The 22,386-nt window shown below is 62.7% G+C and carries 15 protein-coding genes; 5 read left to right on the top strand and 10 right to left on the bottom strand.

Annotated features, from left to right (window positions below):
* Positions 1-5: 5 nt before the first annotated feature.
* Positions 6-2,645, bottom strand: coding sequence for a DNA mismatch repair protein MutS (mutS, locus tag C8N34_RS20855; protein WP_108130357.1), 2,640 nt, complete (start codon positions 2,643-2,645; stop codon positions 6-8).
* A gap of 129 nt (positions 2,646-2,774) precedes the next feature.
* Here mutS and C8N34_RS20860 point away from each other — a divergent pair, with 129 nt between their 5' ends.
* Positions 2,775-5,030: an NADP-dependent malic enzyme gene (locus C8N34_RS20860; protein WP_054304177.1), complete on the top strand. Its 2,256-nt coding sequence runs from the start codon at positions 2,775-2,777 to the stop codon at positions 5,028-5,030.
* A gap of 14 nt (positions 5,031-5,044) precedes the next feature.
* A complete protein-coding gene (locus C8N34_RS20865) occupies positions 5,045-5,914 on the top strand; it encodes a ribokinase (RefSeq protein WP_108130358.1) in 870 nt (289 codons plus the stop codon).
* On the opposite strand, the gene addA is transcribed toward C8N34_RS20865, so the two are convergent.
* The 7 genes from addA to regB all read right to left on the bottom strand — a co-directional run bounded on the left by addA (position 5,911) and on the right by regB (position 17,395).
* On the bottom strand, positions 5,911-9,231 hold the full coding sequence (gene addA / locus C8N34_RS20870) for a double-strand break repair helicase AddA (RefSeq protein ID WP_108130359.1): 3,321 nt from the start codon (positions 9,229-9,231) through the stop codon (positions 5,911-5,913). The two genes, C8N34_RS20865 and addA, sit on opposite strands and share 4 nt — an antisense overlap.
* Positions 9,228-12,155 carry a double-strand break repair protein AddB gene (addB, locus tag C8N34_RS20875; RefSeq protein WP_108130360.1) on the bottom strand — a complete coding sequence of 976 codons (2,928 nt, stop codon included), beginning with the start codon at positions 12,153-12,155 and terminating at the stop codon, positions 9,228-9,230. The genes addA and addB overlap by 4 nt, the downstream gene beginning before the upstream one ends.
* On the bottom strand, positions 12,148-12,831 hold the full coding sequence (locus tag C8N34_RS20880) for a nucleotidyltransferase family protein (protein WP_422387673.1): 684 nt from the start codon (positions 12,829-12,831) through the stop codon (positions 12,148-12,150). Before C8N34_RS20880 ends, addB begins: the two co-directional genes overlap by 8 nt.
* Positions 12,831-13,850, bottom strand: a complete 1,020-nt coding sequence (locus C8N34_RS20885) for an aminoglycoside phosphotransferase family protein (RefSeq protein ID WP_108130362.1) — start codon at positions 13,848-13,850, stop codon at positions 12,831-12,833. The genes C8N34_RS20880 and C8N34_RS20885 overlap by 1 nt, the downstream gene beginning before the upstream one ends.
* Complete coding sequence (tsaE, locus tag C8N34_RS20890; protein WP_108130363.1) at positions 13,847-14,320, bottom strand: tRNA (adenosine(37)-N6)-threonylcarbamoyltransferase complex ATPase subunit type 1 TsaE; 474 nt, start codon at positions 14,318-14,320, stop codon at positions 13,847-13,849. Before tsaE ends, C8N34_RS20885 begins: the two co-directional genes overlap by 4 nt.
* Positions 14,321-14,361: 41 nt before the next feature.
* The gene (locus C8N34_RS20895) at positions 14,362-15,936 is read right to left on the bottom strand and encodes a PAS-domain containing protein (RefSeq protein WP_108130364.1); all 1,575 of its coding nucleotides are present in this window, start codon (positions 15,934-15,936) and stop codon (positions 14,362-14,364) included.
* A gap of 109 nt (positions 15,937-16,045) precedes the next feature.
* A complete protein-coding gene (gene regB, locus C8N34_RS20900) occupies positions 16,046-17,395 on the bottom strand; it encodes a sensor histidine kinase RegB (protein ID WP_407646055.1) in 1,350 nt (449 codons plus the stop codon).
* A 96-nt stretch (positions 17,396-17,491) separates the two neighbouring features.
* On the opposite strand from regB, the gene C8N34_RS20905 reads away from it, so the two are divergent.
* From C8N34_RS20905 to pnp, 3 genes are all read left to right on the top strand, one after another.
* On the top strand, positions 17,492-18,124 hold the full coding sequence (locus C8N34_RS20905; protein WP_054304168.1) for an SCO family protein: 633 nt from the start codon (positions 17,492-17,494) through the stop codon (positions 18,122-18,124).
* A 56-nt stretch (positions 18,125-18,180) separates the two neighbouring features.
* Positions 18,181-18,735, top strand: coding sequence for an ActR/PrrA/RegA family redox response regulator transcription factor (locus tag C8N34_RS20910; RefSeq protein WP_054304167.1), 555 nt, complete (start codon positions 18,181-18,183; stop codon positions 18,733-18,735).
* Positions 18,736-18,958: 223 nt separating this feature from the next.
* The gene (pnp, locus tag C8N34_RS20915) at positions 18,959-21,109 is read left to right on the top strand and encodes a polyribonucleotide nucleotidyltransferase (RefSeq protein ID WP_054304166.1); all 2,151 of its coding nucleotides are present in this window, start codon (positions 18,959-18,961) and stop codon (positions 21,107-21,109) included.
* 39 nt (positions 21,110-21,148) lie between these two features.
* On the opposite strand, the gene C8N34_RS20920 is transcribed toward pnp, so the two are convergent.
* Entirely contained in the window at positions 21,149-21,655 is a 507-nt protein-coding gene (locus C8N34_RS20920; RefSeq protein WP_108130366.1) for a flagellar basal body-associated FliL family protein, read from the bottom strand.
* A gap of 5 nt (positions 21,656-21,660) precedes the next feature.
* A complete protein-coding gene (gene flgH / locus C8N34_RS20925) occupies positions 21,661-22,380 on the bottom strand; it encodes a flagellar basal body L-ring protein FlgH (protein WP_108130367.1) in 720 nt (239 codons plus the stop codon).
* Positions 22,381-22,386 lie beyond the last annotated feature (6 nt).

Consider the following 22,386-nt stretch of genomic DNA (forward strand, 5'->3'; position numbering starts at 1 on the left):
GCTGGCTATTCAGCCAGCGCCTTTTTCAATTCATAAACCAGATTGAGCGCCGCCATCGGTGTCAGTTCATCCGGGTTAACCGATTTCAGCCGCTCCTCCAGCGCCGATTCCTTCGGCGGGGCGGGCGACACGGGTGGTGCAATGCGGAAGAGCGGCAAATCATCGACCAGCGTTCTGCGCCGGTTTCCGCCATCCCGATCCCCCGATTCCAACGCCTCAAGAACCACCTTTGCACGCTCGATGACCGGCTCGGGCAGCCCCGCGAGCTTGGCCACCTGCACGCCATAGGAACGGTCCGCCGCGCCGCGTCGCACTTCATGCAGGAAAATCACATCGCCTTTCCATTCCTTGACGCTTACCGTCGCATTCTCCACGCCGGGCAGCTTCTGGGCGAGTGATGTCATCTCGTGGTAATGGGTTGCGAACAAAGCACGACAGCGGTTGGCATCGTGCAGATGTTCAAGTGTGGCCCAGGCAATCGAAAGGCCATCATAGGTCGCCGTCCCCCGGCCGATTTCATCCAGTATGACAAAGGCCCGGTCATCTGCCTGGTTCAGGATCGCCGCCGTTTCCACCATTTCGACCATGAAGGTTGATCGCCCGCGCGCGAGATCGTCCGAGGCACCGACGCGGCTGAACAGCTGGCTTACCAGGCCGATATGAGCCTTCGCGGCGGGAACGAAGGAGCCCGACTGGGCCAGTAGCGCAATCAGCGCATTCTGGCGCAGGAAGGTCGACTTACCAGCCATGTTGGGGCCCGTCAGCAGCCAGATCGCGGGGGCGTCGCGTGCGGTCAGCGCGCAATCATTGGCAACGAAGGCTGCGGCGCCCTGGCGTTGGAGTGCTCGTTCCACAACCGGATGCCGACCGCCTTCAATCAGGAAGGCATGGCTTGCATCAACCCTGGGCCGGGTCCATCCTTCGCCGGATGCGAGATCTGCGAACGCGGCTGCAACATCCAGCTCGGCAAGGCCCGCCGCGGCAAATCCGATCGGGCCGGCAGCAGACAGTATAGCCGTACGCAACCTGTTGAAATGGTTCTTCTCCAGCTCAAGCGCATGATTGCCAGCGTTCAGGATGCGGGTTTCCAATTCACTCAGCGGAAGCGTCGTGAAGCGGACCTGGTTCGCTGTGGTCTGCCGGTGAATGAACTTTTCGTTCAGCGGTGCCGACATCATCTTTTCAGCATGCGTTGCTGTGACTTCGATGAAGTAACCAAGCACATTGTTATGTTTGATTTTCAGGCTCTGTACGCCTGTTTCGGCGGCATAATCGGCCTGCATCCCGGCGATCACGGCCCTGCCTTCATCACGAAGCTTCCGCGTCTCGTCGAGATCGGGGTCAAAACCGGCTGAAATAAAGCCGCCATCCCGGGCCAGAAGTGGCGGATCCTCTACAAGAGATTGATCTAAAAGGGAAATTATGTCCTCATTTCCGGTCAGTGATTTTGCGGCCTGGGTCAGAAGACCGTCGTCCACCCCTGCCACGAGACTGGCAATCAATTGCGCCTGCGACAGCCCGTTCCGGATTGCAGCCAGGTCGCGCGGGCCGCCCCGATCCAGCGCAAGTCTCGAAAGCGCACGATCCATGTCCGGTACACGGCGCAGCGCCTCGCGTAACTGATTGCGCAACCCTGACTGGGCCAGCAGGCAGTCGACGGAGTCGAGTCGCCCACTGATAACGTTCAGATCGCGGGAAGGGGCCGACAGCCTGCGTTCCAGCAGCCGCGCCCCGCCTGCGGTCGCTGTCCGGTCGACGGTTTCAAGAAGTGAACCCGCGCGGCCGCCAGCGAGGGCAGAGGTGATTTCAAGATTGCGGCGGGTCGCAGCGTCGATCAGCATTGCGCCGCCCAGTGCCTCGCGCACCGGCGGGCGCAGCAGCGGCAGCTTGCCTCGCTGGGTCAGGTCCAGATAGTCGACGAGCGCGCCCATGGCAGACAGTTCTGCGCGCCCATAGGTGCCGAAGGCATCCAGCGTCGCAACCTGCCACAGCGCGCACAGCCGCCGCTCCGCCCCGGCAGAGTCGTAAGAGGCGCGCGCGACTTCGGTCACGGCAGCACCAAGATCCGTCGCCACCGAGGTTACCGGCGTATCACTGGCATCGCTGACCAGAATTTCACGCGGCATCAGACGCGCCAGCTCAGGTGCCAGACGGGCGCGGGCACAAGGCATCACCCGTAACTCGCCTGTGGAAATGTCGGTCCAGGCGAGCGCACCCTCGTCACGCACCTCTGCCCAGGCGCAAAGAAAGTTATGCCGCCGCGCCTCCAGCAGGGAATCCTCGGTGAGTGTTCCCGGCGTGACAAGCCGGACGACATCGCGCCGCACCACGGATTTTGAGCCGCGCTTTTTCGCTTCGGCGGGATCTTCCATCTGCTCGGCAATTGCCACGCGAAAGCCCTTGCGGATCAGCGACAGCAAATGCCCCTCGGCGGCGACCACCGGCACACCGCACATCGGGATTGGTTCGCCCAGATGAAAGCCACGCTTCGTCAGCGCGATGTCCAGCGCCTCGGACGCCGCAACAGCATCATCAAAGAACATCTCGTAGAAGTCGCCCATCCGGTAGAACAGGATCGCATCGGAATACTGCGCCTTAATCTCCAGATATTGCGCCATCATCGGCGTCACGCTGTCGTCGGTCACACTGGTCCCCTTCCATCGGCAAGGGTGACCCTACAAAAGGCGAAACCCGGCGAAAAGCGGCAAACCGCAATTGGCACAGGGTCGCGGGGGCGGTAAGAGGGCAGGATAACCCCACAGGATGGCCCCCTGATGACCAAGACCAAGATTACACCCGAAGAGGCGCTCGCATACCATCTGGAACCGCGCCCCGGCAAATACGACATCGTCGCCTCGACCCCGATGGCCACCCAGCGCGACCTGTCGCTGGCCTATAGCCCGGGTGTAGCCGTTCCGGTGCAGGCCATCGCGGAGCGGCCGGAGACGGCATACGATTATACGGTGAAGGGGAATATGGTCGCGGTCGTCTCGAACGGCACCGCCATTCTGGGTCTGGGCAATCTGGGCGCGTTGGCCTCTAAGCCGGTGATGGAGGGTAAGGCCGTCCTGTTCAAGCGTTTCGCCGATGTGAACGCCATCGACATCGAGCTGGATACCGAAGACCCGGACGAGATCATTCAGGCCGTTCGCCTCATGGGGCCGACCTTCGGGGGGATTAACCTCGAAGACATCAAGGCGCCGGAATGCTTCATCATTGAACAGCGGTTGAAAGAGATCATGGACATTCCGGTGTTCCATGACGACCAGCATGGCACGGCCGTGATTTGCGCTGCGGGTCTGCTCAATGCGCTCGAAATCAGCGGCAAGAAGATCGAGGACGTGAAGATTGTCCTCAACGGGGCCGGGGCAGCGGGGATTGCCTGTCTGGAACTGCTGAAGGCCATGGGGGCCAGGCATGACAACTGTATCATGTGCGATACCAAGGGCGTGATCTGGCAGGGCCGGACTGAGGGCATGAACCAGTGGAAGTCGGCCCATGCGGCGCGCACTGATGCCCGCACTCTGGAAGAGGCGATGATGGGGGCCGATGTTTTCCTTGGTGTTTCGGCCAAGGGTGCGGTGACGCCGGAGATGGTGGCTTCGATGGCCGATAATCCGGTGATCTTCGCCATGGCCAACCCGGACCCCGAAATCACGCCGGAAGAGGCGCATGCGGTCCGGGCTGATGCCATCGTGGCGACCGGGCGCAGCGATTACCCCAATCAGGTCAATAACGTTCTGGGTTTCCCCTATCTGTTCCGGGGCGCGCTGGATATTCATGCCCGCGCCATCAATGACGAGATGAAGATTGCCTGCGCCAAGGCGCTGGCTGCCCTCGCGCGCGAGGACGTGCCGGACGAGGTGGCAATGGCCTATGGCCGCAAGCTCAGCTTCGGGCGCGACTACATCATCCCCACGCCCTTCGACCCCCGCCTGATTCATGTCATACCGCCTGCCGTTGCCAAGGCAGGCATGGATACCGGCGTTGCGCGTCGGCCGATCATTGATCTGAAAGGGTATGAGGCAAGCCTTAAGGCCCGGATGGACCCGACGGCCTCGATCCTTCAGGGTGTGCATGCCCGCGCCAAGGCGGCGCAGGCGCGGATGATCTTTGCGGAGGGTGACGACCCGCGCGTCCTGCGCGCGGCGGTTGCCTATCAGCGGTCAGGCCTGGGCCGCGCGCTGGTGGTCGGTCGCGAGACGGATGTCCGCGAAAAGCTGGAAGCCGCCGGGCTTCAGGATGCCGTGCGCGAACTGGAGGTGGTGAATGCCGCCAATTCCCGACATCTCGACCAGTATCGGGATTTTCTTTACAAAAGGCTGCAACGTCAAGGGTTTGATAGCCACGACATCCGCCGTCTGGCCACGCGTGACCGGCATGTTTTCTCGGCCCTGATGCTGGCCCACGGGCATGGCGATGCGCTGGTAACCGGGGCCACCCGCAAATCGGCGCATGTGCTGAACCTGATCAATCACGTCTTTGATGCAAAGGCCGCGGATGGCGCGGTGGGCGTGACAGCCCTGCTGAACAAGGGGCGGATCATCCTGATCAGCGATACGCTGGTGCATGAATGGCCGGAACCGGAAGACCTCGCCACGATCGCCATTCGGTCGGCGGGTGTGGCGCGCAGCCTTGGGATCGAGCCGCGCGTGGCCTTCGTCAGCTTCTCGACCTTCGGTTATCCGGTCTCGGAGCGTGCGACCAAAATGCACGAGGCGCCCAAGGTTCTGGACCGCATGAAGGTCGATTTCGAATATGATGGCGAAATGACCGTGGATGTGGCGCTGAATGCGCAAACCATGGCGCAGTATCCGTTCTGCCGCCTCTCTGGACCTGCCAATATCCTGGTTGTTCCAGCGCGGCATTCGGCCTCGATCTCGGTCAAGCTGATGCAGGAAATGGCCGGGGCTACCGTGATCGGGCCGATTCTGACCGGGGTCAAAAAGCCGATCCAGATCTGCTCGACCAATTCGACGGTGAATGACATTCTGAATATGGCGGCCCTTGCCGCCTGCAATATCGGCTAAGGGCGGGGCGCGGCATGGCGATATTCAATCTCGGTTCGATCAATATCGACCTTGTATATCAGGTGCCGCATCTGCCCAAGCCGGGCGAGACCCTGTCTGCGCTGGCCTTTTCGCAGGGTCTGGGCGGGAAGGGGGCAAACCAGTCTGTCGCTGCGGCGCGAGCCGGGGCAAGCTGTATTCATATTGGCGCCACAGGGCCGGGCAGTGAATGGCTGCTCGCGCTCATGTCGGATTACGGGGTGGATACCGGATCGGTAACACAGCTCGATGAACCGACAGGCCACGCTGTGATCAACGTTGATCCTGAGGCAGAGAACAGCATCGTCATCTATCCTGGCGCCAATCGGCAGATCACCGGCGCGATGGTCGAGGTTGCCTTGGCGCGGGCAGTGGCGGGCGATAGCCTGCTGTTGCAGAACGAGACTTCGGCTCAGCAGGAGGCTGCGGCTCTGGCGCGGGCCAGGGGCATGCGGGTAGTCTATTCGGCCGCCCCATTTGATCTGGCGGCGGTGCGTTCTGTTCTTGGCCATGTTTCGCTGCTGGTGATGAACGAAGGCGAAGCGGCAGAACTGCGCGCGGCCGAAGGACAACTGCCTGCGGTCGATTGCATCATCACCCGAGGTGCAAATGGCGCAGAATGGATTTCCGCGGAAACAGAGCCGCTTTTCATGCCATCTTTCCGCGTGGAGCCCGTTGATACGACCGGTGCAGGCGATACGTTCATCGGCACTTTGGTCGCGGCGCTTGATCTGGGGCTTGATCGTTCTTCGGCCATGCGCCGCGCCGCGGCAGCTTCGGCACTGCAGGTCACGCGACCCGGCGCGGCGCAGGCGATCCCCGCTGCCGCCGAGGTGACTGCATTTCTCGCAGCGCAGGGCGCTTAGTCGACAAGCATCATCCGGGCCTTGCGGGTCCAGAGCAGCGCCGTCTCGATCTGTCGACCGGGGTAGATTTGCGTTAATGCGGCGCGATAGGCGCGCATCTGGCGTATGAGGCCCTCGGGTATCTCTTGCGGTGCTTCCGGTACGATTGCATTGGATTTGAAATCCACGGCGATAACCCGGCTCGGCAGAACGATCAGCCGATCAATCGCACCGGCAAGCGGCTGGCCCTGAAATTCTGCAACGACAGAGACTTCGCGTAGCGTTGATGGCGCGAAAATCTGCTGAAATTCGGGCCTGTCAATGACCGATCGTGCTTCGAAAAGCAGTTCTGCCCGAAGGACGGGATCGGGGATCAATATTTCGGCAAGCCGGGTCTGACGTTCTGCGGTCAGACCTGGCAGGTGTTCGAACAATCCGTGCAGCAGAGTGCCGCGCGCCTTCGCATCCGGGTTTTCGCCCTCGTAATCGCCCGCAAGAACCTTGGCTCCGCCAAGATTGCTGGGGTTCAGCATCTGTGCCGGGCGCAGGGCAGGCGCCGCAGGTTGCAAAGCCCAGGCAGGCAGAGGCTGCGGTGTTTCCGGGGGGGCCTCCGTCGTCAGGTTGTCCTGCGGCTTAGGCCAAACTCCAAACTCATGCACCAGTCGACCCTTCACCGACGGAACCGCACCGCTTTTCTCCGCCCCGGTGCGGATCAGATCGTACCATGCGGGTGGCTTGTCGCTGTCGGCCTTGCCGCTTTGCGAGGCCAGTTTGCCAGCGGCCGCCACGATCAGCCAGGACTGTGCACGGGTCATGGCGACGTAGAGCAGGCGCATCTCCTCAGCCCGGCTGCGCCGGGCACGCTCGGCGCGGATGCGGGAAATGTCGGCGGGGCTGGCATCCGCCGGGGTGCGCCAGACCGCCGTGTCATGCATCCGAAACAACTCATCCCGGTCATTCGCGGTCATGTCTGCGGTATCGGGCAAGATCACGATCGGGGCCTCCAGGCCCTTGGAGCCATGAACCGTCATCACCCGGATTTTCCGGCCCCCCGAATCCATCTGGCGTTTCACCTCGATATCATCGGTCTGAAGCCAGGTCAGAAAGCCGGTGAGGCTGGGTACATCGTTGCGTTCATAGGCGAGTGCCTGGGAAAGCAGCTCATCAATCCCGTCCTCGGCTTCCTCACCCAGCCGGGCCAGCAAGCGCCGCCGCCCGTCGTGCCGGGTCAGCGCGCGTTCAATCAGATCGAACGGGCGCAGGAAGTCGGCCTGATCACGCAGATCATGCAGCATGGCAAGCAAGTCGGGAAATGTCTCTGTCTGTGCCCGAAGGGCTTCCCACAGGTAGCCTTTTCGAGGTTGTGCCAGAGCGTAGAGTTGCTGCTCGCTCCAGCCGCACAGAGGAGAGCGCAGCAGTTCAGCCAGCGCCAGATCATCCTCGGGCGTCGCCAGAAAGGCCAGAAGCGCGGTCAGGTCTTTTACCGCGATTTCACCACCAAGATGCAGCCGGTCGGCCCCCGCGATGGGCAGTTTCGCGGCTTTACAGGCGCGGATGATCTCTGCAAACAGCGGCGAACGGCGGCGCACGAGGATCAGGAAATCCCCCGCATGCACAGGTCGCGCCCCCGTCGCATCGGGTATCATCGTGCCATTGCCGAGGATTTCCCTAATGCGGTCGGCGATCTGCCGCGCGAGGATTGCGTTATGGTGCTCGCCGGTGACCAGATCGACGGGGTTCGCCCAATCGCCGTCCTCAGGTGTGTCAGCCGGCTCAACGGGGGGCCAGATCTCGACCCGGCCAGGCATGGCGTCGCGGAAGGCGATGTGATGCGAGGGGCCACCGAGGTCGGGGTGCAGGTCTGGCGGAAAGGTCTGGTCCACGAGTCGCAGGATCGCCTGCGACGAACGGAAGGAATATTCCAGCTCCAGCGCGTTGAAAGGGGCATCAATCGCTTTCAAGCGCCCTGCGAAAGCCTCACGCATTTCCGCGAAGGCAGTCACATCGGCCCCCTGGAAGGAATAGATGGATTGCTTCTGGTCTCCGACGACGAAGATTGTGCGCTCGATCTCCCGCGCCCCGGTTCCGGCCGTAAACTCCTGTGCCAGAAGTTCGATCACCTTCCATTGATCTGGCGAGGTGTCCTGCGCTTCATCGACGAGAATGTGGTCAATGCCCCCATCCAGCCTGAACAACACCCATTGCGCTACTGTTGGGTCCGTCAGCAGGCCCATTGCGCGTGAAATCAGATCGTCGAAATCAAGCGCACCGCGCAAGGCCTTGCGATGCGCATAGGCGGGCAAAAACGCCGCGGCGAAAGAGTGCAGTCGCGCAGTCCGATCCGCTGCAGCGAGGGCCAATCGCCTTGGTCGCGCAGCCTCTACTCTGAGCATCAGGGCATGCAGGGCCGGTGACAGGGCTGCAAGTTTGGGTTGCGTGGCCTTGGTGGCAAGCTGGTCGCCCTTGGCGGTGAAGCGTTTGCTTTCCTCCTTCACGTTGCCACTGAACAGCAACACCTCTTCCAGAGCGGCAAGCATGGTCAGATCCTGCCGCGCGCCACGCAGGGCGGCAAGTTTGGCCCCTGCCTGCTGATCCTTGGTGGAACCTGTCATAAGAATGTCGGCGGTGTCCGACAGAAGGCCGGCTTCCCCACCAAGAAAGACCTCGTCCAGCAGGTCTATGGCGGTAAAACCGGGTGGCAGACCAAAAAGTGTCAGGCACCCTGCCGCGTCCAGCGGGGGCGACAGTGCATCGGAGTGGCGGGCGATTTCGGCGGTAAGCGCCGAAAAGTCCTCGCCCGTATAGATCGCTGCCAATGCTGCAATCACATCGGACTTTGATCCAGAAGCAAGGTCCGCGACAATATCTTCGCGCAGCAGTTTGGCGGCACGCTCGTCCATCTCGGTGAATTGCGGCGAAACCCCCGCCTCCAGCGGAAAGCGACGCAACAGGCTGGCGCAGAAGCTGTGGATGGTCTGGATGCGCAAGCCACCGGGGGTCTCAATGGCACGGGCGAACAGGCGCCGCGCTTCGGCCAGTGTTTCACGTGAAACGGGCGCGATGGCGCCAAGGTTCAGCAGCGCCTCCCGCAGGTCAAGGTCGGGCTTCATCGCCCATTCGCCCAGCCGCTGAAACAGCCGGTTCTGCATCTCTGACGCGGCGGCCTTGGTATAGGTCAGGCACAGGATGCGGCCGGGCTCGACCCCGGAAAGCAGCAGCCGCGCCACTCGGTCAGTCAGGACGCGGGTCTTGCCCGATCCCGCATTGGCGGAAAGCCAGGTCGAATATCCGGGATCTGCGGCCTGCACCTGCCGTTCACTGGCGGCGTTGCGAGTCATTCCACATCCTCCGGCGTCGCGCTGTCAGTCATGTCCCATTCCCCGAAACGGGCGAGATGGTCATAGTCGCCGGGAAACCGGCTGGCAAAAACCGCCCGTCTGGCGGTATAGCCCGTTTGGCGGCTCTGATAGCGCCGGACAAGGCGATGGAGGTCTTCCCAGACCTTGTCCAGGTCCTCAGGCATCAGGGCAGTGGTTTCCAGCTTCGGGTTGGTGCCCAGTCCGACATAGGTAATCCGGGCGACCTCGGTCGGGCCGACCTCCTTGAAAGCGCCACGTTCGGCCATGGCCGCCGCCAGAAGAAGCTGTTTGTCGAATTGCTCCTGCTGCTTGCGGGTCGGGGGCGTGCCGGTCTTGTAATCCAGAATGTGCAGGCGTCCGTCCGGCAGCAGGTCGATGCGGTCCGGTGTGCCGAACAGTTCGAAATCCAGCGGATCAAGCCCGATGCGGCCACGCTGCTCCAGACTGACGGGCACCCCGCCATCCGCGCCGTCGTGGCTGATGAAGAAATCGGCAGCACGCGAAATCCGGGCCAGCCACAGAACCCGAGCGGCTGGCCAGGGCACCTCTGTTTCCAGCACTTCGGCGGCAAGGCTGATTAGCCGGTCTCTTGCGGCCTCCATGCTTTCGGCCTGCCGCTCCCGAACAAACCGCTCCAGAATCTTGTGCAGGATAGAACCACGCAGCCGCGCATCGGATTCTCGATGCAGTGGCTCAAGCTTGTTCAGACGCAAGATGTAGCGAGCATAGATCGCGTAGGGATCGCGGATAAGCGTTGCCACCCGCGTCAGCGCGAGCTCTTTCGGGCGGGCAGCAACGGGGGGGCGGGGGGCGGGGCGATGCGCGGAAGGCAGTTGGGCGGCAGGCTGCTCCAGCCGTTTTGCCAGCATCAGCCAATCCTGTCCGCGTGCCCGCATGGCTTCGAGCCCCTCGCGGCCGCCACGCTCCGGCAGACCGTCCAGAAGGTTTGTCAGGCGGTTCACCCAGCGGGAAGGGACGGTTTCCGCATCCGCGTCCCGCCGGGCGCGGGTCAGAACCACTTCACCAGCCGCTATGGCTTGCTGATAGTCATGGGCGGCTAGGCCGATACGCCGTTCTGGCAATAACAGAGCCGCATCCTTGCGCATTTTCCGGTTCAGCCAGGGGTCGGGAGGTGGCAACTGGGGCCAGATCCCGTCATTCAACCCGCCAAGGATTACCAGATCGGCACCCTGAACACGGGCCTCCAGTGTGCCCCAGATCATCAGGCCGGGATGGCCCAGAACCTCATCGCGGACTTCTCCACGGTTCAGGACGGCATCGAACAGGTCTCGATAATCGTGCAGCGCGAAATCGCCCCCGGCATCCGCCTCGGAGCGTAGGGCATCGACCTGCGCAAGTGCCGCCTCTCCGGCGGCTGCGTGCCACAATTCGCCCGTATCCACTCCCCAGGGGCCGCGGGAAACAGTCTCTGTTATTGCCAGATGATGTTCCAGCCGTGCGGCCAGAGAGGTATCGGCAAGCGACGCGGCAGCATCAAGGATGTCGGAAATCCAGGCGACCCAGCCGGGCGCGAGCGGATCATTCCGCGCTTCGGCCCAATGCGCCAGCATAGCTTTGTCGGGGAAGGGCGGACCAAATCGGCGCAGGTGCAACTCAAGATCCCGGGTCAGCCGCAGATGGCTGCCTCGATCCCCGCCGGTCGCAGTCAGCGGGTGTTTCAGCAGGGTCAGCAGCGTCTCGCCGGAAATCCTTTCGCCCAGCAATCGCGCGACATGCCGCAGCAACCGGCCCGGGGCGGACAGAGCGAGCGGCCTGCCAGCGGAATCATCGGGAACAAGGCCCCAGCGATCCAGTGCCGCCGTAACGCGGCGTGTCAGGTTCCGATCCGGGGTGATCAGGGCCGCCGAACGCCCGTCCTCAACCGCCTTGCGCAAGATCAGCGCCACGGAAAGCGCCTCGTCGCGCGGAGACTCCGCCTCGATCAACGTCAGATCGGCGGTCGTGGCGACAAGATCGTCCAGCATCTGCCCCTCGGTCAGCCACTGGTCTGTGACCGGCGCTGGACGCAGTGACAGTGAAACAAGCGCATTCCGTGCCGGATTCGGCGCTTCTGTTGCCGTCCAGCGCCGCACGTCGCCGGGCCTGGCATCCAGCGCGTCCATCAGGCGACGGAAGCGGTATTGCGGGTGATCCTCGGCCGTCAGCGCATCAGACATTCCTGACCAAACGGCGAGTGGCAGGTCGAAATCATACCCCGGCAGGACGAGCGCACCCTGCGGCAGTGCCGCAACAGCCTGCATGAATCGCAGGGTGGTCCCGCGCGAGCCGGTTGAACCCGCAAGGATGACCGGCCCCGAAGGCGGATCGGTAGCCCACCGCTTTGCAAGCGCCTCGACGGTGCGGCGCTGTCGGGCTTCGGGGTCGGGGGCTTCCGCAGTTCCGAAGAAAGGTTCCACGATGCCAAGGAATTGCTGCGTCCGCGTCCAATGGGCGGAATGGTTCGACACATCCAGCGCGGCAATCGTCTCGGGCGCGACGCCTTCGCCCTGCATTTCGTCCATCAGGGCGGCGAGGCTGTCCGCAAGATCGTAAAGGGCGGCACGGGGGGCAAGATCGGGCGCAGAATCCAGCAGACCGGCGATCAGCCGTGTCAGCTCCAGCCGACGCCGCAGGGGCGATACGGCGGGCGGTATCCCCTCCAGCGACGCTTCGATCCCCAGATCGGTAATCAACCGTATTTGCGGCAGAAAGCCGGGGCCTGAAGCTGCAAACAGCTCGACGATGCGTCGGCGCATGCGCTGGGTATTCACGAAAAGCTGCACACGGGCCATGGCCTCGGGCGGCTCGCCCTCCAGACGGTCGCGCAGGCCGCGCACGAGTTCGGCCGGAAAGTCCACACCCGGTGGCAGCGCGAACAGGCGGGACTGGCCGGGTTCAAACATCTCTGGCCTTCCCAAGGAGCGCTTCGGCCTCGGCAATTCCCTCTGGCCGTCCGACATCACACCATCCGCCATCATGCACGACGCCGAAGGCACGCCCCTCGGCAATCGCGATATCCCACAGCCGGTTCAGCGAGAAAACAGTCTCTGATATGGCCGAAATATGCTTCGGAGACAGAATTTGCGCACCAAGATAGGCATAGCTCGGTGCGCCTTTGGCGCGGACAATTCTGCCATCTTCGTCCATGACGAAATCCCCGGTGCCGCGATAGCCTGTGGCCTTTTCGGCAGGCAGCAGCAGCAGCAGCGCATCCATCCGGCTGGCATCCCACCGCGACGCAAGCTGGCTCAGCGCGGGTGCGCCGGTCCAGACTGCATCGCTGTTCAGGGTGTAGAGCGGGCCGGGGCCGAGCTGGGGCAGGGCGGCGCGCAATCCGCCGCCGGTTTCCAAGATCGCGTCGCTTTCATCAGAGAACGCAATTTTCTCTCGGTCCGCAAGATGGGTGCGGATCATCTCGGGGCGGTAGTGCAGGTTAATGACGATCTGACGGGGCCTGATGGCCGCTGCCTGATCCAGCGCATGATCTATCAGGGGGCGTCCCGCCACTTCGATCATCGGCTTGGGTCTGTCTGCTGTCAGTGCGCCCATCCGCGTGCCGAAACCGGCAGCGAAAAGCATCACGGCATCGGGAATGCACGGCATTGGCCTTCGATCCTTACAAGGGCTTCAGGGGTCGGTTCCGGCAGGAGCCGGGCGCAAACCTCGGCCAGTTCCGTCAGTTCGGGATGCGCAAGGTTGCGTTGCAACTGGCCCCAGACGCGGGGCACCAGGCGCAGATAGGCAGGCTTGCCCGCAACAAGGCAGAGGCGTGCGAAAATGCCAAGAATGCGCAGGGCACGTTGCGCCCCCAGCGCAGCATAGGTAGCGGAAAAATGGTCTGCGGGAATGTCCAGCGCCTTGCGAAAGGTCGCACAAACAGCGGTCTCTGTTTCGGGCGCCACGTTACGGCGGGCATCCTGCAACAACGAAACCAGATCATAGGCAGGCTGCCCCATCTGGGCGAGCTGGAAATCCAGCAGCCCGACCCGTGCAAGGCCGCTGCGGTCGTCCAGCCACAGCAGGTTTTCCGCATGATAGTCACGTAGAATAAGAACGCGCGGGCCATCTGCAAGACGCCGCAGGCTGCGCGTCAGGCAATCCACGAACAGCTCTCTGTCGCCGCTGTCGCCCAGAATTGCATGGCGATACCAGTCCAGCGCGAAAGCGGCAGCCCGGGCCCAGTCCGCCGCGCCAGGATCGGGCAGATTCTCGGGTGCGGGAGCGGCCTGAAGGTGCAGCAACACCTCTGCCGCCGCATAATACAGCGCTGGTTCCCGCGCCGGAGCTTGCGAGACCAGTCGCGCAAAGATGCCGTCCCCCAGATCTTCCAGCAGCAGGAAACCGTGATCGAAGTCGCTGGCCTTCACTTCGGGCGCCGAAAGGCCGAGCGCGCGCAGATGCCCGGCGATACGGGCGAAATCGCGCGGATCATCGCCCCTACCCGGTGGAGCATCCATCAAAACTGCGCTTCTGCCGTTCAGCGTCAGGCGCTGATAGCTGCGATCCGATGCGTCACCAGCAAGGTGCCGGCGCGTCGCCGCACCCCAACCTGCCCGTTGCAGAAAGGCCTCTGCCTGGGTTTTTCGCAGATCCGTCATGCGTCCAAAGCCATGAAAGCGCCGCGCAAATCGTCGCGTTTACCGAAATCCAGCATCGCAAGGCGGCCCTCACCTTCGGGGCGGAACGCGATGCGGAGGGCATCGGGCGGGGTTTGGTTGCCAAGCCGGTCTGGCCATTCGACCAGACAGATCGCCGTCTCGAAAGCCGAGATCAGACCCAGTTCCGCAACCTCATCGGGATGGCCAAGCCGATAAAGATCGGCGTGCCAGATATCGCCCCGCGGATCTTCATAGGTCTGGACCAGCGTATAGGTCGGCGAGGGGACATCGACCTCTGCGCCAAGCCGCTGGCGGATGAAGGCGCGGGAGAAATGGGTTTTTCCAGCACCGATGCCGCCCTCCAGCAGCAGGGTCATGCCCGGCTGCGCAAGGGTCGCAAGGCGACGCGCCAGCCGGTCTGTCGCAGTATCGTCTGGCAGGAAAAGGGTAAGGGGCGGGTGGCTGTTCATGCCCGCAGTTTTATCCGCCGCGTTTGCGGCTGCAACCCGGCTCAGGCGCGCAGACGTTCCGTTGCCATCGCGCCCGTCGCATCCTCGATCCGGGTGGCGATTTCAAAACGGGCAAGGGTGGCGCCGCCGGGCAGGGCCGAAATGCGGCATTCGACCAGACGCCCGTCCAGCAGGCGGGCTTCTCCGTGCAGGGGCGCGCTGTCGGTATCATGGGCCGCAGCAAAGCTTTCCGCTTCGGCCCAGAACGGATTTGGCGCGCTGCGGCCCTGCCAGTGCGCACAAAGCGTCGCGAAACTGCCTTCTGAAACGGTGCTCGCCGGATCGTGGCCCCACAACCGGCAATAGGCCGCATTTGCCATCACCAGCGCAGAGGCTGGGGAGAAGACCGCAAGCGCCTGATCCACGGAATCGACAACCGCCTGGCTAAGCTCCAGATCGGCCCGGTATCGCCGTATGCGGCCGATTTCGGTTGAAATATCCTCGATCAGCAGCGCCAGCGCGCCGTTGGGATGGGGGCGTCCGACCACCTTGTAGGTGAGGCCGGACGGCAGGCTCCATGTTTCCTCGAACAGGCCGGAGGAGGCCGCCTGTTCCAGCGCCACCATCTGCCGACGCCAGGTGCGATAATCTTTCGGTTCCGGGATCATGTCGCGGTCGCGCATGGCGTCCAGAAAGGCAAACAGCGTTGGGCGCATCGAAAGGAAATCGGGCTGAAGGCCTGAGAGATCCAGCAAGGCAGGATTGAACAGCACAAGTTGGCGCTGGCGGTCGAAAATCGCCAGCCCGATCGGCAGATGGGCGAAGGTTTTGACCAGGGTTTGCGTGAAATCCCGTAGCGATGCCTCGGCCATTACCAGCGTATCGGCTGGCAGCGCGAATACCAACTGTTCGGCGTCGTCCTGATAGGCGTGAAGTTCGAACCATTTGTCGGGTTGCCCCTGCTGCACCAGCCGGTGACGCAGGGCGGTGCCGGGTTGGTCGGTTGTGCGCTCAAAAAGGCGCGGCAGTGGCCATGTCAGATCCTGTCCGGGGGGTAAACCATCTGCAACGCGGTGCAGATAGGCGGCGTTGGCCCACAGAAGCTGGCCATCCGGTCTTTCACGCCAGACCGGCATCGGGGCCAGCGCCAGCGTATTGCGCAGCCGGCTCAGCTCGTCCTCCGTTGCCTTGCGGGTCAGTGCGTCGTGATTTGGAGCGGTGGCCTGAGCCTCCGGGTCTTCGAGGCTGATCCGGGTCAGCCCGCCGGCCAGTTCGGCCCGCAACAGAATGGGCGTTCCGTTCGTGTCGCAGGAGGTGAGGATCAGCAGCCCTTCCTCGGCGAGATTGGCAAAACGGCTTTCGAAATCGGCAAACCGCGCGCCGAGATAGGAGCGGAGCCGCAGCCAGGCAGGGCCCCGGATCGGGCTTTGGCTGATCAGGGCTCGGGCGGCGGGTGTCGCATCCAGAAGCGTTTCGCCGTCGAAAAGAAAGCTGGTTCCACCTGCGGTATCGGCGAAGATGGAGCGCGGTCCGCGCTGGGTCTGCGGATCAAGGGCCGCAATGGTGAACAGGCCGGCGACAGCGGCCAGAATGGACACAAGGAGCATCATGAAGGCCAGGGCCCAGTCGATCACCATCGAAATTCTCGCACAAGGTTTCAGCCGCAACCTTGGCGGGTGATAGTTAAGGCTTGGTTAAGGCATTGATTGCAGTCATCGCCCCTGAGGCGAAAGCCGCGAAAACCTGTCAGCTGTTCAGCGAGTTCTCTCCCAGGGCGCCGGTTTCAGCCAGAATGCGGTTGGCGGGCCAGATCACCTCGACAATGGCGCCGCGCCGGTCTGCCATCGCCTCAGGCTGTGCATTGGCGAAGGACAGCCGGGCGCCCGTCCTTTCCAGCAGGGTTTTCGCGATGAACATGCCGAGACCCATGCCCTCATACCCCGGTCGTTGCGCGGGATCGGCCTTGCGATTGCGCAGAAAGGGTTCGCCCATCCGGCCCAGAAGATGCGGGGGATAGCCCGGCCCGTCATCGACAATCCGCAAGACAAGCCGATCGCCCCGCCATTCTGCATCGACCCAGACATTGGCATCTGCGAAATCCACGGCATTCTGGATCAGGTTGCGCAGGCCGTGCAGGATCTCGGGCTGCCGCTGAACCACCGGGTCGCTGTCAGGCAGGGTGAAATGCACCGCCTTACCCCGCTTCAGATGCGGTTCGGCGGCCTCGCGCAATACGAGGCTCAGCGGCCCCTGCCGCATCAGCCGGTCATCCTTGCCCGCCTGCCCCATGGAACGCAGGATGTCGCGGCAACGGTCTGCCTGATCGCGGATCAGTTGCGCGTCGTCGCGCAGGTCTGGGTGATCTTCCAACTCCTCCATCAACTCGGCGCTGACCAGCTTGATCGTGGCCAGCGGTGTGCCCAGTTCATGCGCCGCTGCCGCCACCACACCGCCCAGATCAGTCAGCTTCTGCGCCCGTGCCAGCGCCATCTGGGTTGCGAGCAACGCATCCTGCATCGCGTGAATCTCTGCTGCGACGCGGTGGGCATAGATCCCGAGGAAGACGATGCCGATGACGATGGCCAGCCAGAAGCCGAATGAAAACAGCCGGGGCAGGGCAAAGATTGTACCGTCCCCCATGCTCATCGGCACGGCGAACAGGGCAACGACAGAGACCAGAACCAGTGCCACCGTGCCCAGAACCAGCGTCGCCCGTCCCTCCAGCGCTGTTGCGGAAATCGTGACCGGCGCCAGAAACAACAGGGCGAAAGGGTTGGTCAGCCCGCCTGTCAGCATCAGCAGGGTAGCGAGCTGCGTCAGGTCGAACAGCAGGGTGAAGAATACCTGCCGTTCGGTGAGGCGGGTGCTTTCGGGGAAGATGAAGACCGAGATCAGGTTGACGATAACGGACGCGCCCACCACCAGCAGGCAAAGCCCCAGCGGCAGCCGGATTTCCAGCCAGAACTGCGCGGCGAGAAGCGCGATGATCTGGCCGCCAATGGCGATCCAGCGCAACAGGTTCAGCGTGCCCAGGCGCAGCAGGTCTCCGGGGGCCTGAGTGCCGGGCAGGGGCGGTTCGTCCGGGGAAAGGGGCAATGCGGCCATGGTCCTTGCTGTCGCAGAAGGGTGTTTTGGCATTGTTAAAAGTCTCATGATGCGGGATCAATGCGCCACGCAAGAAAGGGGAAAGCCATGTCAAAGCTCTATGCAGGTCTCGCGGTGGCGGTGGTCGTCGGTCTGGTTGGCGGCAGTGCGCTGTGGATCATGTCGAACAAGGCGTCCGATGCGTTCGCGCAATGCCGTGCCGGAGCAGTTGGCGGCGGCGAGATCGGCGGCCCCTTCACGCTGGTCGATGGCGATGGCCGGACGGTAACCGACAAGGATGTTCTCACCAAACCCTCACTGGTCTATTTCGGCTACACGTTCTGCCCGGACGTCTGCCCCTTCGACAATGCCCGTAACGCGGAGGCAATCGACCTGCTGGTGGACCGTGGCTATGACGTGCAGCCGGTGTTCATCTCGATTGACCCGGAGCGAGATACGCCCGAAGTGGTGAAGGATTTCGCGGCCAACCTGCATCCCCGCATGATCGGTCTGACCGGCTCGGCCGAACAGGTGAAGGCGGCTTCGCTGGCCTACAAGACCTATTTCAAGAAACAGGAGGCCGAGGACGAATTCTATCTCGTCGATCACTCGACCTTCACCTATCTGATGCTGCCGGGCAGCGGCTTTGCCGAGTTCTACAAACGCGAGGCAACGCCCGAGCAGATGGCCGACAGTGTTGCCTGTTTTGTCGATGCGGCAAAAGCTGCCGGTCAAAATTGACCTTCCGGTGAATTCGCCCTAGGGTCGGCAGGATTTTCACGACGGAGAGCATCGCCATGGCAGAGGATCTGAGCGCCGAAATCGGGCCGGACCGTTCGCTTCTTCTGGTGGATGACGACGAATCCTTCGTGAAACGCCTTGCCAAGGCGATGGAAAAGCGCGGCTTCATCCCCGAAACCGCCGAAACGGTGGCGGAAGGGAAGGCCATCGCACAAAGCCGTCCGCCCGCCTTTGCTGTGGTCGACCTGCGCCTGGAAGATGGCAACGGGCTTGATGTGGTCGAAGCGCTGCGTGAACGCCGCCCCGATTGCCGGATCGTCGTGCTGACGGGTTATGGAGCCATTGCCACCGCAGTCGCTGCGGTGAAGATCGGTGCCACTGATTACCTGGCCAAGCCCGCCGACGCGAATGAGGTCACCAATGCCCTTCTGGCGCGGGGTGATCTGTTGCCCTCGCCGCCGGAAAACCCGATGTCCGCCGACCGCGTGCGGTGGGAACATATCCAGCGCGTCTATGAGATGTGCGACCGCAATGTCTCGGAAACTGCGCGGCGGCTGAACATGCACCGCCGCACGCTTCAGCGGATTCTGGCCAAGCGCAGCCCGAAGTAAATCGCCTGACAGCGTATATTTGCCGTGCTGCAGTGCGGCTCTTGCCGCGTGGCAAGAACGAACGCTTCCCAAACCGCTGGTTTTGCGCTATGCGGGCGCCCATCTGAGACGTGAGGCCATGCCCCGGGCCGCATGCATGAGGATTGGGGGCGGCGGCAATGGGGCCGCCAGACATCGGGAGACCCGGGATGCGCCCGGGAGAGCTCCCAGGATAGGATGACAGATGTTCAATATCACGAAAAAGTCGATCCAGTGGGGCGATGAAACGCTCACGCTGGAAACCGGGAAGGTTGCGCGCCAGGCCGATGGTTCGGTCATCGCGACGCTGGGCGAAACCAGCGTCATGGCGAACGTGACCTTCGCCAAGAAGGCGAAGCCCGGTCAAGACTTCTTCCCCCTGACCGTTCACTACCAGGAAAAATATTACGCCGCCGGCAAGATCCCCGGCGGCTTCTTCAAACGTGAGGCCCGGCCGTCCGAAAAAGAGACGCTGGTTTCCCGTCTGATCGACCGCCCGTGCCGCCCGCTGTTCGTCGAAGGCTTCAAGAACGAAGTGCTGGTCATGGCAACCGTTCTGTCCTGTGACCTCGTGAATGACCCCGATATCGTGGCGATGATCGCGGCCTCCGCCGCGCTGACCCTGTCTGGCGTGCCCTTCATGGGTCCGATCGGCGCCGCGCGCGTTGGCTTCGTCGATGGCAAATATGTGCTGAACCCGGCGATGGACGACATGACCCAGCTCCGCACCAAGCCGGAGCAGCGTCTGGACCTCGTGGTCGCGGGCACCAAGACCGCCGTGATGATGGTGGAATCGGAAGCTTACGAGTTGTCCGAAGAAGAAATGCTGGGCGCCGTGAAGTTCGGTCACGAGGCGATGCAGCCGGTAATCGACCTGATCATCTCGCTGGCTGAAACCGCCGCGAAAGAGCCCTTCGATTTCTCGCCGCCGGACATTGCAGAACTCTACGGCAAAGTGAAAGCCGCTGGCGAGGCGCAGATGCGCGCCGCCTTCGCGCTGAAGGACAAGCAGGAACGTACCAACGCCATTTCCGCCGCTGTCGCCGCGATCACCGCGTCGCTGTCGGAGGAAGACCAGGCCGACATCAACCTCGGCTCGGCGATCAAGAAGCTGGAAAGCGCGATCCTGCGCGGCGACATCATCAACGGTGGCGCCCGGATCGACGGTCGCGACACCAGGACCGTGCGTCCGATCGTGTCGGAAACCGGCATCCTGCCGCGCGCCCATGGGTCGGCCCTGTTCACCCGCGGTGAAACGCAAGGTCTGGTCGTCACCACGCTGGGTACCGGCGAGGATGAACAGATCATCGACGCACTGAACGGCAACTACCGTTCCAACTTCCTGCTGCACTATAACTTCCCGCCCTATTCGGTTGGTGAAGTGGGCCGCGTCGGCTCGCCTGGTCGCCGCGAGATCGGTCACGGCAAGCTGGCATGGCGTGCACTGCAAGCCGTGCTGCCGGCGCCGACCGATTTCCCCTACACCATCCGCGTGGTGTCGGAGATCACCGAATCGAACGGCTCCTCCTCGATGGCTTCGGTTTGTGGTGGCTCGCTGTCGATGATGGATGCGGGCGTGCCGCTGAAAGCGCCGGTCGCCGGTGTGGCCATGGGCCTCATTCTGGAAGATGACGGCAAATGGGCCGTGCTGACCGACATCCTCGGCGACGAGGATCACCTCGGCGACATGGACTTCAAGGTTGCAGGCACCGAATCTGGCATCACCTCGCTGCAAATGGACATTAAGGTCGCGGGCATCACGCCCGAGATCATGGAGCAGGCCCTGGCGCAGGCCAAGGACGGCCGGATGCACATTCTGGGCGAGATGAACAAGGCGCTGTCGGCCCCGCAGGGCTTCAGCGAATACGCCCCGAAGATCGAGACCCTCTCAATCCCTACCGACAAGATCCGCGAAGTGATTGGTTCGGGTGGCAAGGTGATCCGCGAGATCGTGGAAACCTCGGGCGCCAAGGTCGACATCAATGACGACGGCGTCATCAAGATTGCGTCCTCGTCGGCCGATGCCATCAAGAAGGCCTATGACATGATCTGGTCGATCGTGGCAGAGCCGGAAGAAGGCCAGATCTACACCGGCAAGGTCGTGAAGCTGGTCGATTTCGGCGCCTTCGTGAACTTCTTCGGCAAGCGTGACGGCCTGGTCCATGTGTCGCAGATCGCCAACAAGCGCCTGAACCACCCGAACGAGGTTCTGAAGGAAGGTCAGGAAGTGAAGGTCAAGCTTCTGGGCTTCGACGACCGTGGCAAGGTGCGCCTTGGCATGAAGATGGTCGACCAGGAGACGGGGGCAGAAATCGTGCCCGAGAAGAAGGAAAAGGAAGAAGCCTCCGAAGGCTGACTTTCTGAAAGGCCCCGGCGATGTCCGGGGCCTTTTGCTTCAGGCATCCTGTCGGGTGATATCAGTGATCAGCACATCGCTGACAATGCCGGGCAGGATGGTGCGCGCCGACTCCAGCAGGGCCCGGCGCAGCGGCGCAAGGCTGGTGCCTTCGGTGAAAGTGCCCCGAAAGCCGCCGCTGTTGGCATGATCGAACAGGATTTGCAGGAAACTGTCGCGCAGCTTCGGCTCGCGTGCAAAGACGGTTTCCTGTGCACCCGCCGTGGTCTCCAGGCTGAGAAACAGCACCACGACCGAGCTGATGCGGCCATCTTCGACAATCGGCACGATGAACTGGTTGCTCAGCTTCACATATTCAGGCCCGGTATTGCCCTCTTCCGACCCGTGCCCCTCTGCCGGGGCGGGCGCATCATGTGACGCATCTGCCGCCACATCCTGCCCGGCCTCTTGCGGCGGAGCTTCGGTCGGTCGCAGGAAATAGCCGCCGGCAAGGCCGCCGAACAGGCCGACAAGCGCGAGGATCAGGGGGAGGATCAGGCGTTTCATGGCGATCAGAATGGCAAGAGAACATCGGCGATCTGCTGGCCATAGCGCGGCTGCTGCACATCAGTGATCTGGCCGCGCCCGCCATAGGAAATCCGGGCGCCCGCGATCTTGTCATAGGTGATCTCGTTCTGGCGCGAGATATCTGCTGGCCGGACGTAGCCGGTCACGATCAGCTCGCGCAGCTCGTAATTTACCCGGACCTCCTGCTGGCCTTCGATCCGCAATACGCCATTCGCAAGTTCTTCGACCACCGTGGCGGCAACCCTCAGGGTGAGCTTTTCCTTGCGCGACACCGATCCCTGGCCCTGATAGGCAGAGCTGGAGCGGGTTTCGACCGCGTCGGCCATGCTGGCGCCCTCAGGCAATTTCTCGTTCAGGCGCTCGGGAATGCCGAACAGGGATGGTATGCCCATCGAGTCATTTCCCGCGCGGCTGCGGCCAGATGTATTCGACATCTCGGCCTTGTCGTCGATTTCGATAACAACGGTCAGGATGTCGCCACGCCGCGCAGCCCGGCGCTCGCCGAACAGCGCCTCGCGGTTCGCTGACCACAGCGACGAGGCATCCGCAGGCGTTGCGGGCGGGATGTCATGTGGCAGCGGTGTCGAATACATTGCATGATGCTGGTAACTGCCTTCCAGTGGTGAGAAATCCGGGCTTTTTCCAACCTCTGCCAATCGCGAGCAGGCGCTCAGGCACAGGGTCAGAAGGATCAGGCGATACATGGCGCT

Source organism: Gemmobacter caeni (assembly GCF_003054195.1).
GTDB classification, from domain to species: domain Bacteria; phylum Pseudomonadota; class Alphaproteobacteria; order Rhodobacterales; family Rhodobacteraceae; genus Gemmobacter; species Gemmobacter caeni.

What these genes read in the sequence shown, in the direction of transcription:
- flgH (WP_108130367.1), bottom strand. Translation starts at nt 22,380, where the DNA reads ATGTATCGCCTGATCCTTCTGACCCTGTGCCTGAGCGCCTGCTCGCGA.
- addA (WP_108130359.1), bottom strand. Translation starts at nt 9,231, where the DNA reads ATGACTCGCAACGCCGCCAGTGAACGGCAGGTGCAGGCCGCAGATCCC.
- C8N34_RS20895 (WP_108130364.1), bottom strand. Translation starts at nt 15,936, where the DNA reads ATGGTGATCGACTGGGCCCTGGCCTTCATGATGCTCCTTGTGTCCATT.
- pnp (WP_054304166.1), top strand. Translation starts at nt 18,959, where the DNA reads ATGTTCAATATCACGAAAAAGTCGATCCAGTGGGGCGATGAAACGCTC.
- tsaE (WP_108130363.1), bottom strand. Translation starts at nt 14,320, where the DNA reads ATGAACAGCCACCCGCCCCTTACCCTTTTCCTGCCAGACGATACTGCG.
- addB (WP_108130360.1), bottom strand. Translation starts at nt 12,155, where the DNA reads ATGTTTGAACCCGGCCAGTCCCGCCTGTTCGCGCTGCCACCGGGTGTG.
- C8N34_RS20880 (WP_422387673.1), bottom strand. Translation starts at nt 12,831, where the DNA reads ATGCTTTTCGCTGCCGGTTTCGGCACGCGGATGGGCGCACTGACAGCA.
- C8N34_RS20885 (WP_108130362.1), bottom strand. Translation starts at nt 13,850, where the DNA reads ATGACGGATCTGCGAAAAACCCAGGCAGAGGCCTTTCTGCAACGGGCA.
- C8N34_RS20905 (WP_054304168.1), top strand. Translation starts at nt 17,492, where the DNA reads ATGTCAAAGCTCTATGCAGGTCTCGCGGTGGCGGTGGTCGTCGGTCTG.
- C8N34_RS20910 (WP_054304167.1), top strand. Translation starts at nt 18,181, where the DNA reads ATGGCAGAGGATCTGAGCGCCGAAATCGGGCCGGACCGTTCGCTTCTT.
- C8N34_RS20865 (WP_108130358.1), top strand. Translation starts at nt 5,045, where the DNA reads ATGGCGATATTCAATCTCGGTTCGATCAATATCGACCTTGTATATCAG.
- C8N34_RS20920 (WP_108130366.1), bottom strand. Translation starts at nt 21,655, where the DNA reads ATGAAACGCCTGATCCTCCCCCTGATCCTCGCGCTTGTCGGCCTGTTC.
- C8N34_RS20860 (WP_054304177.1), top strand. Translation starts at nt 2,775, where the DNA reads ATGACCAAGACCAAGATTACACCCGAAGAGGCGCTCGCATACCATCTG.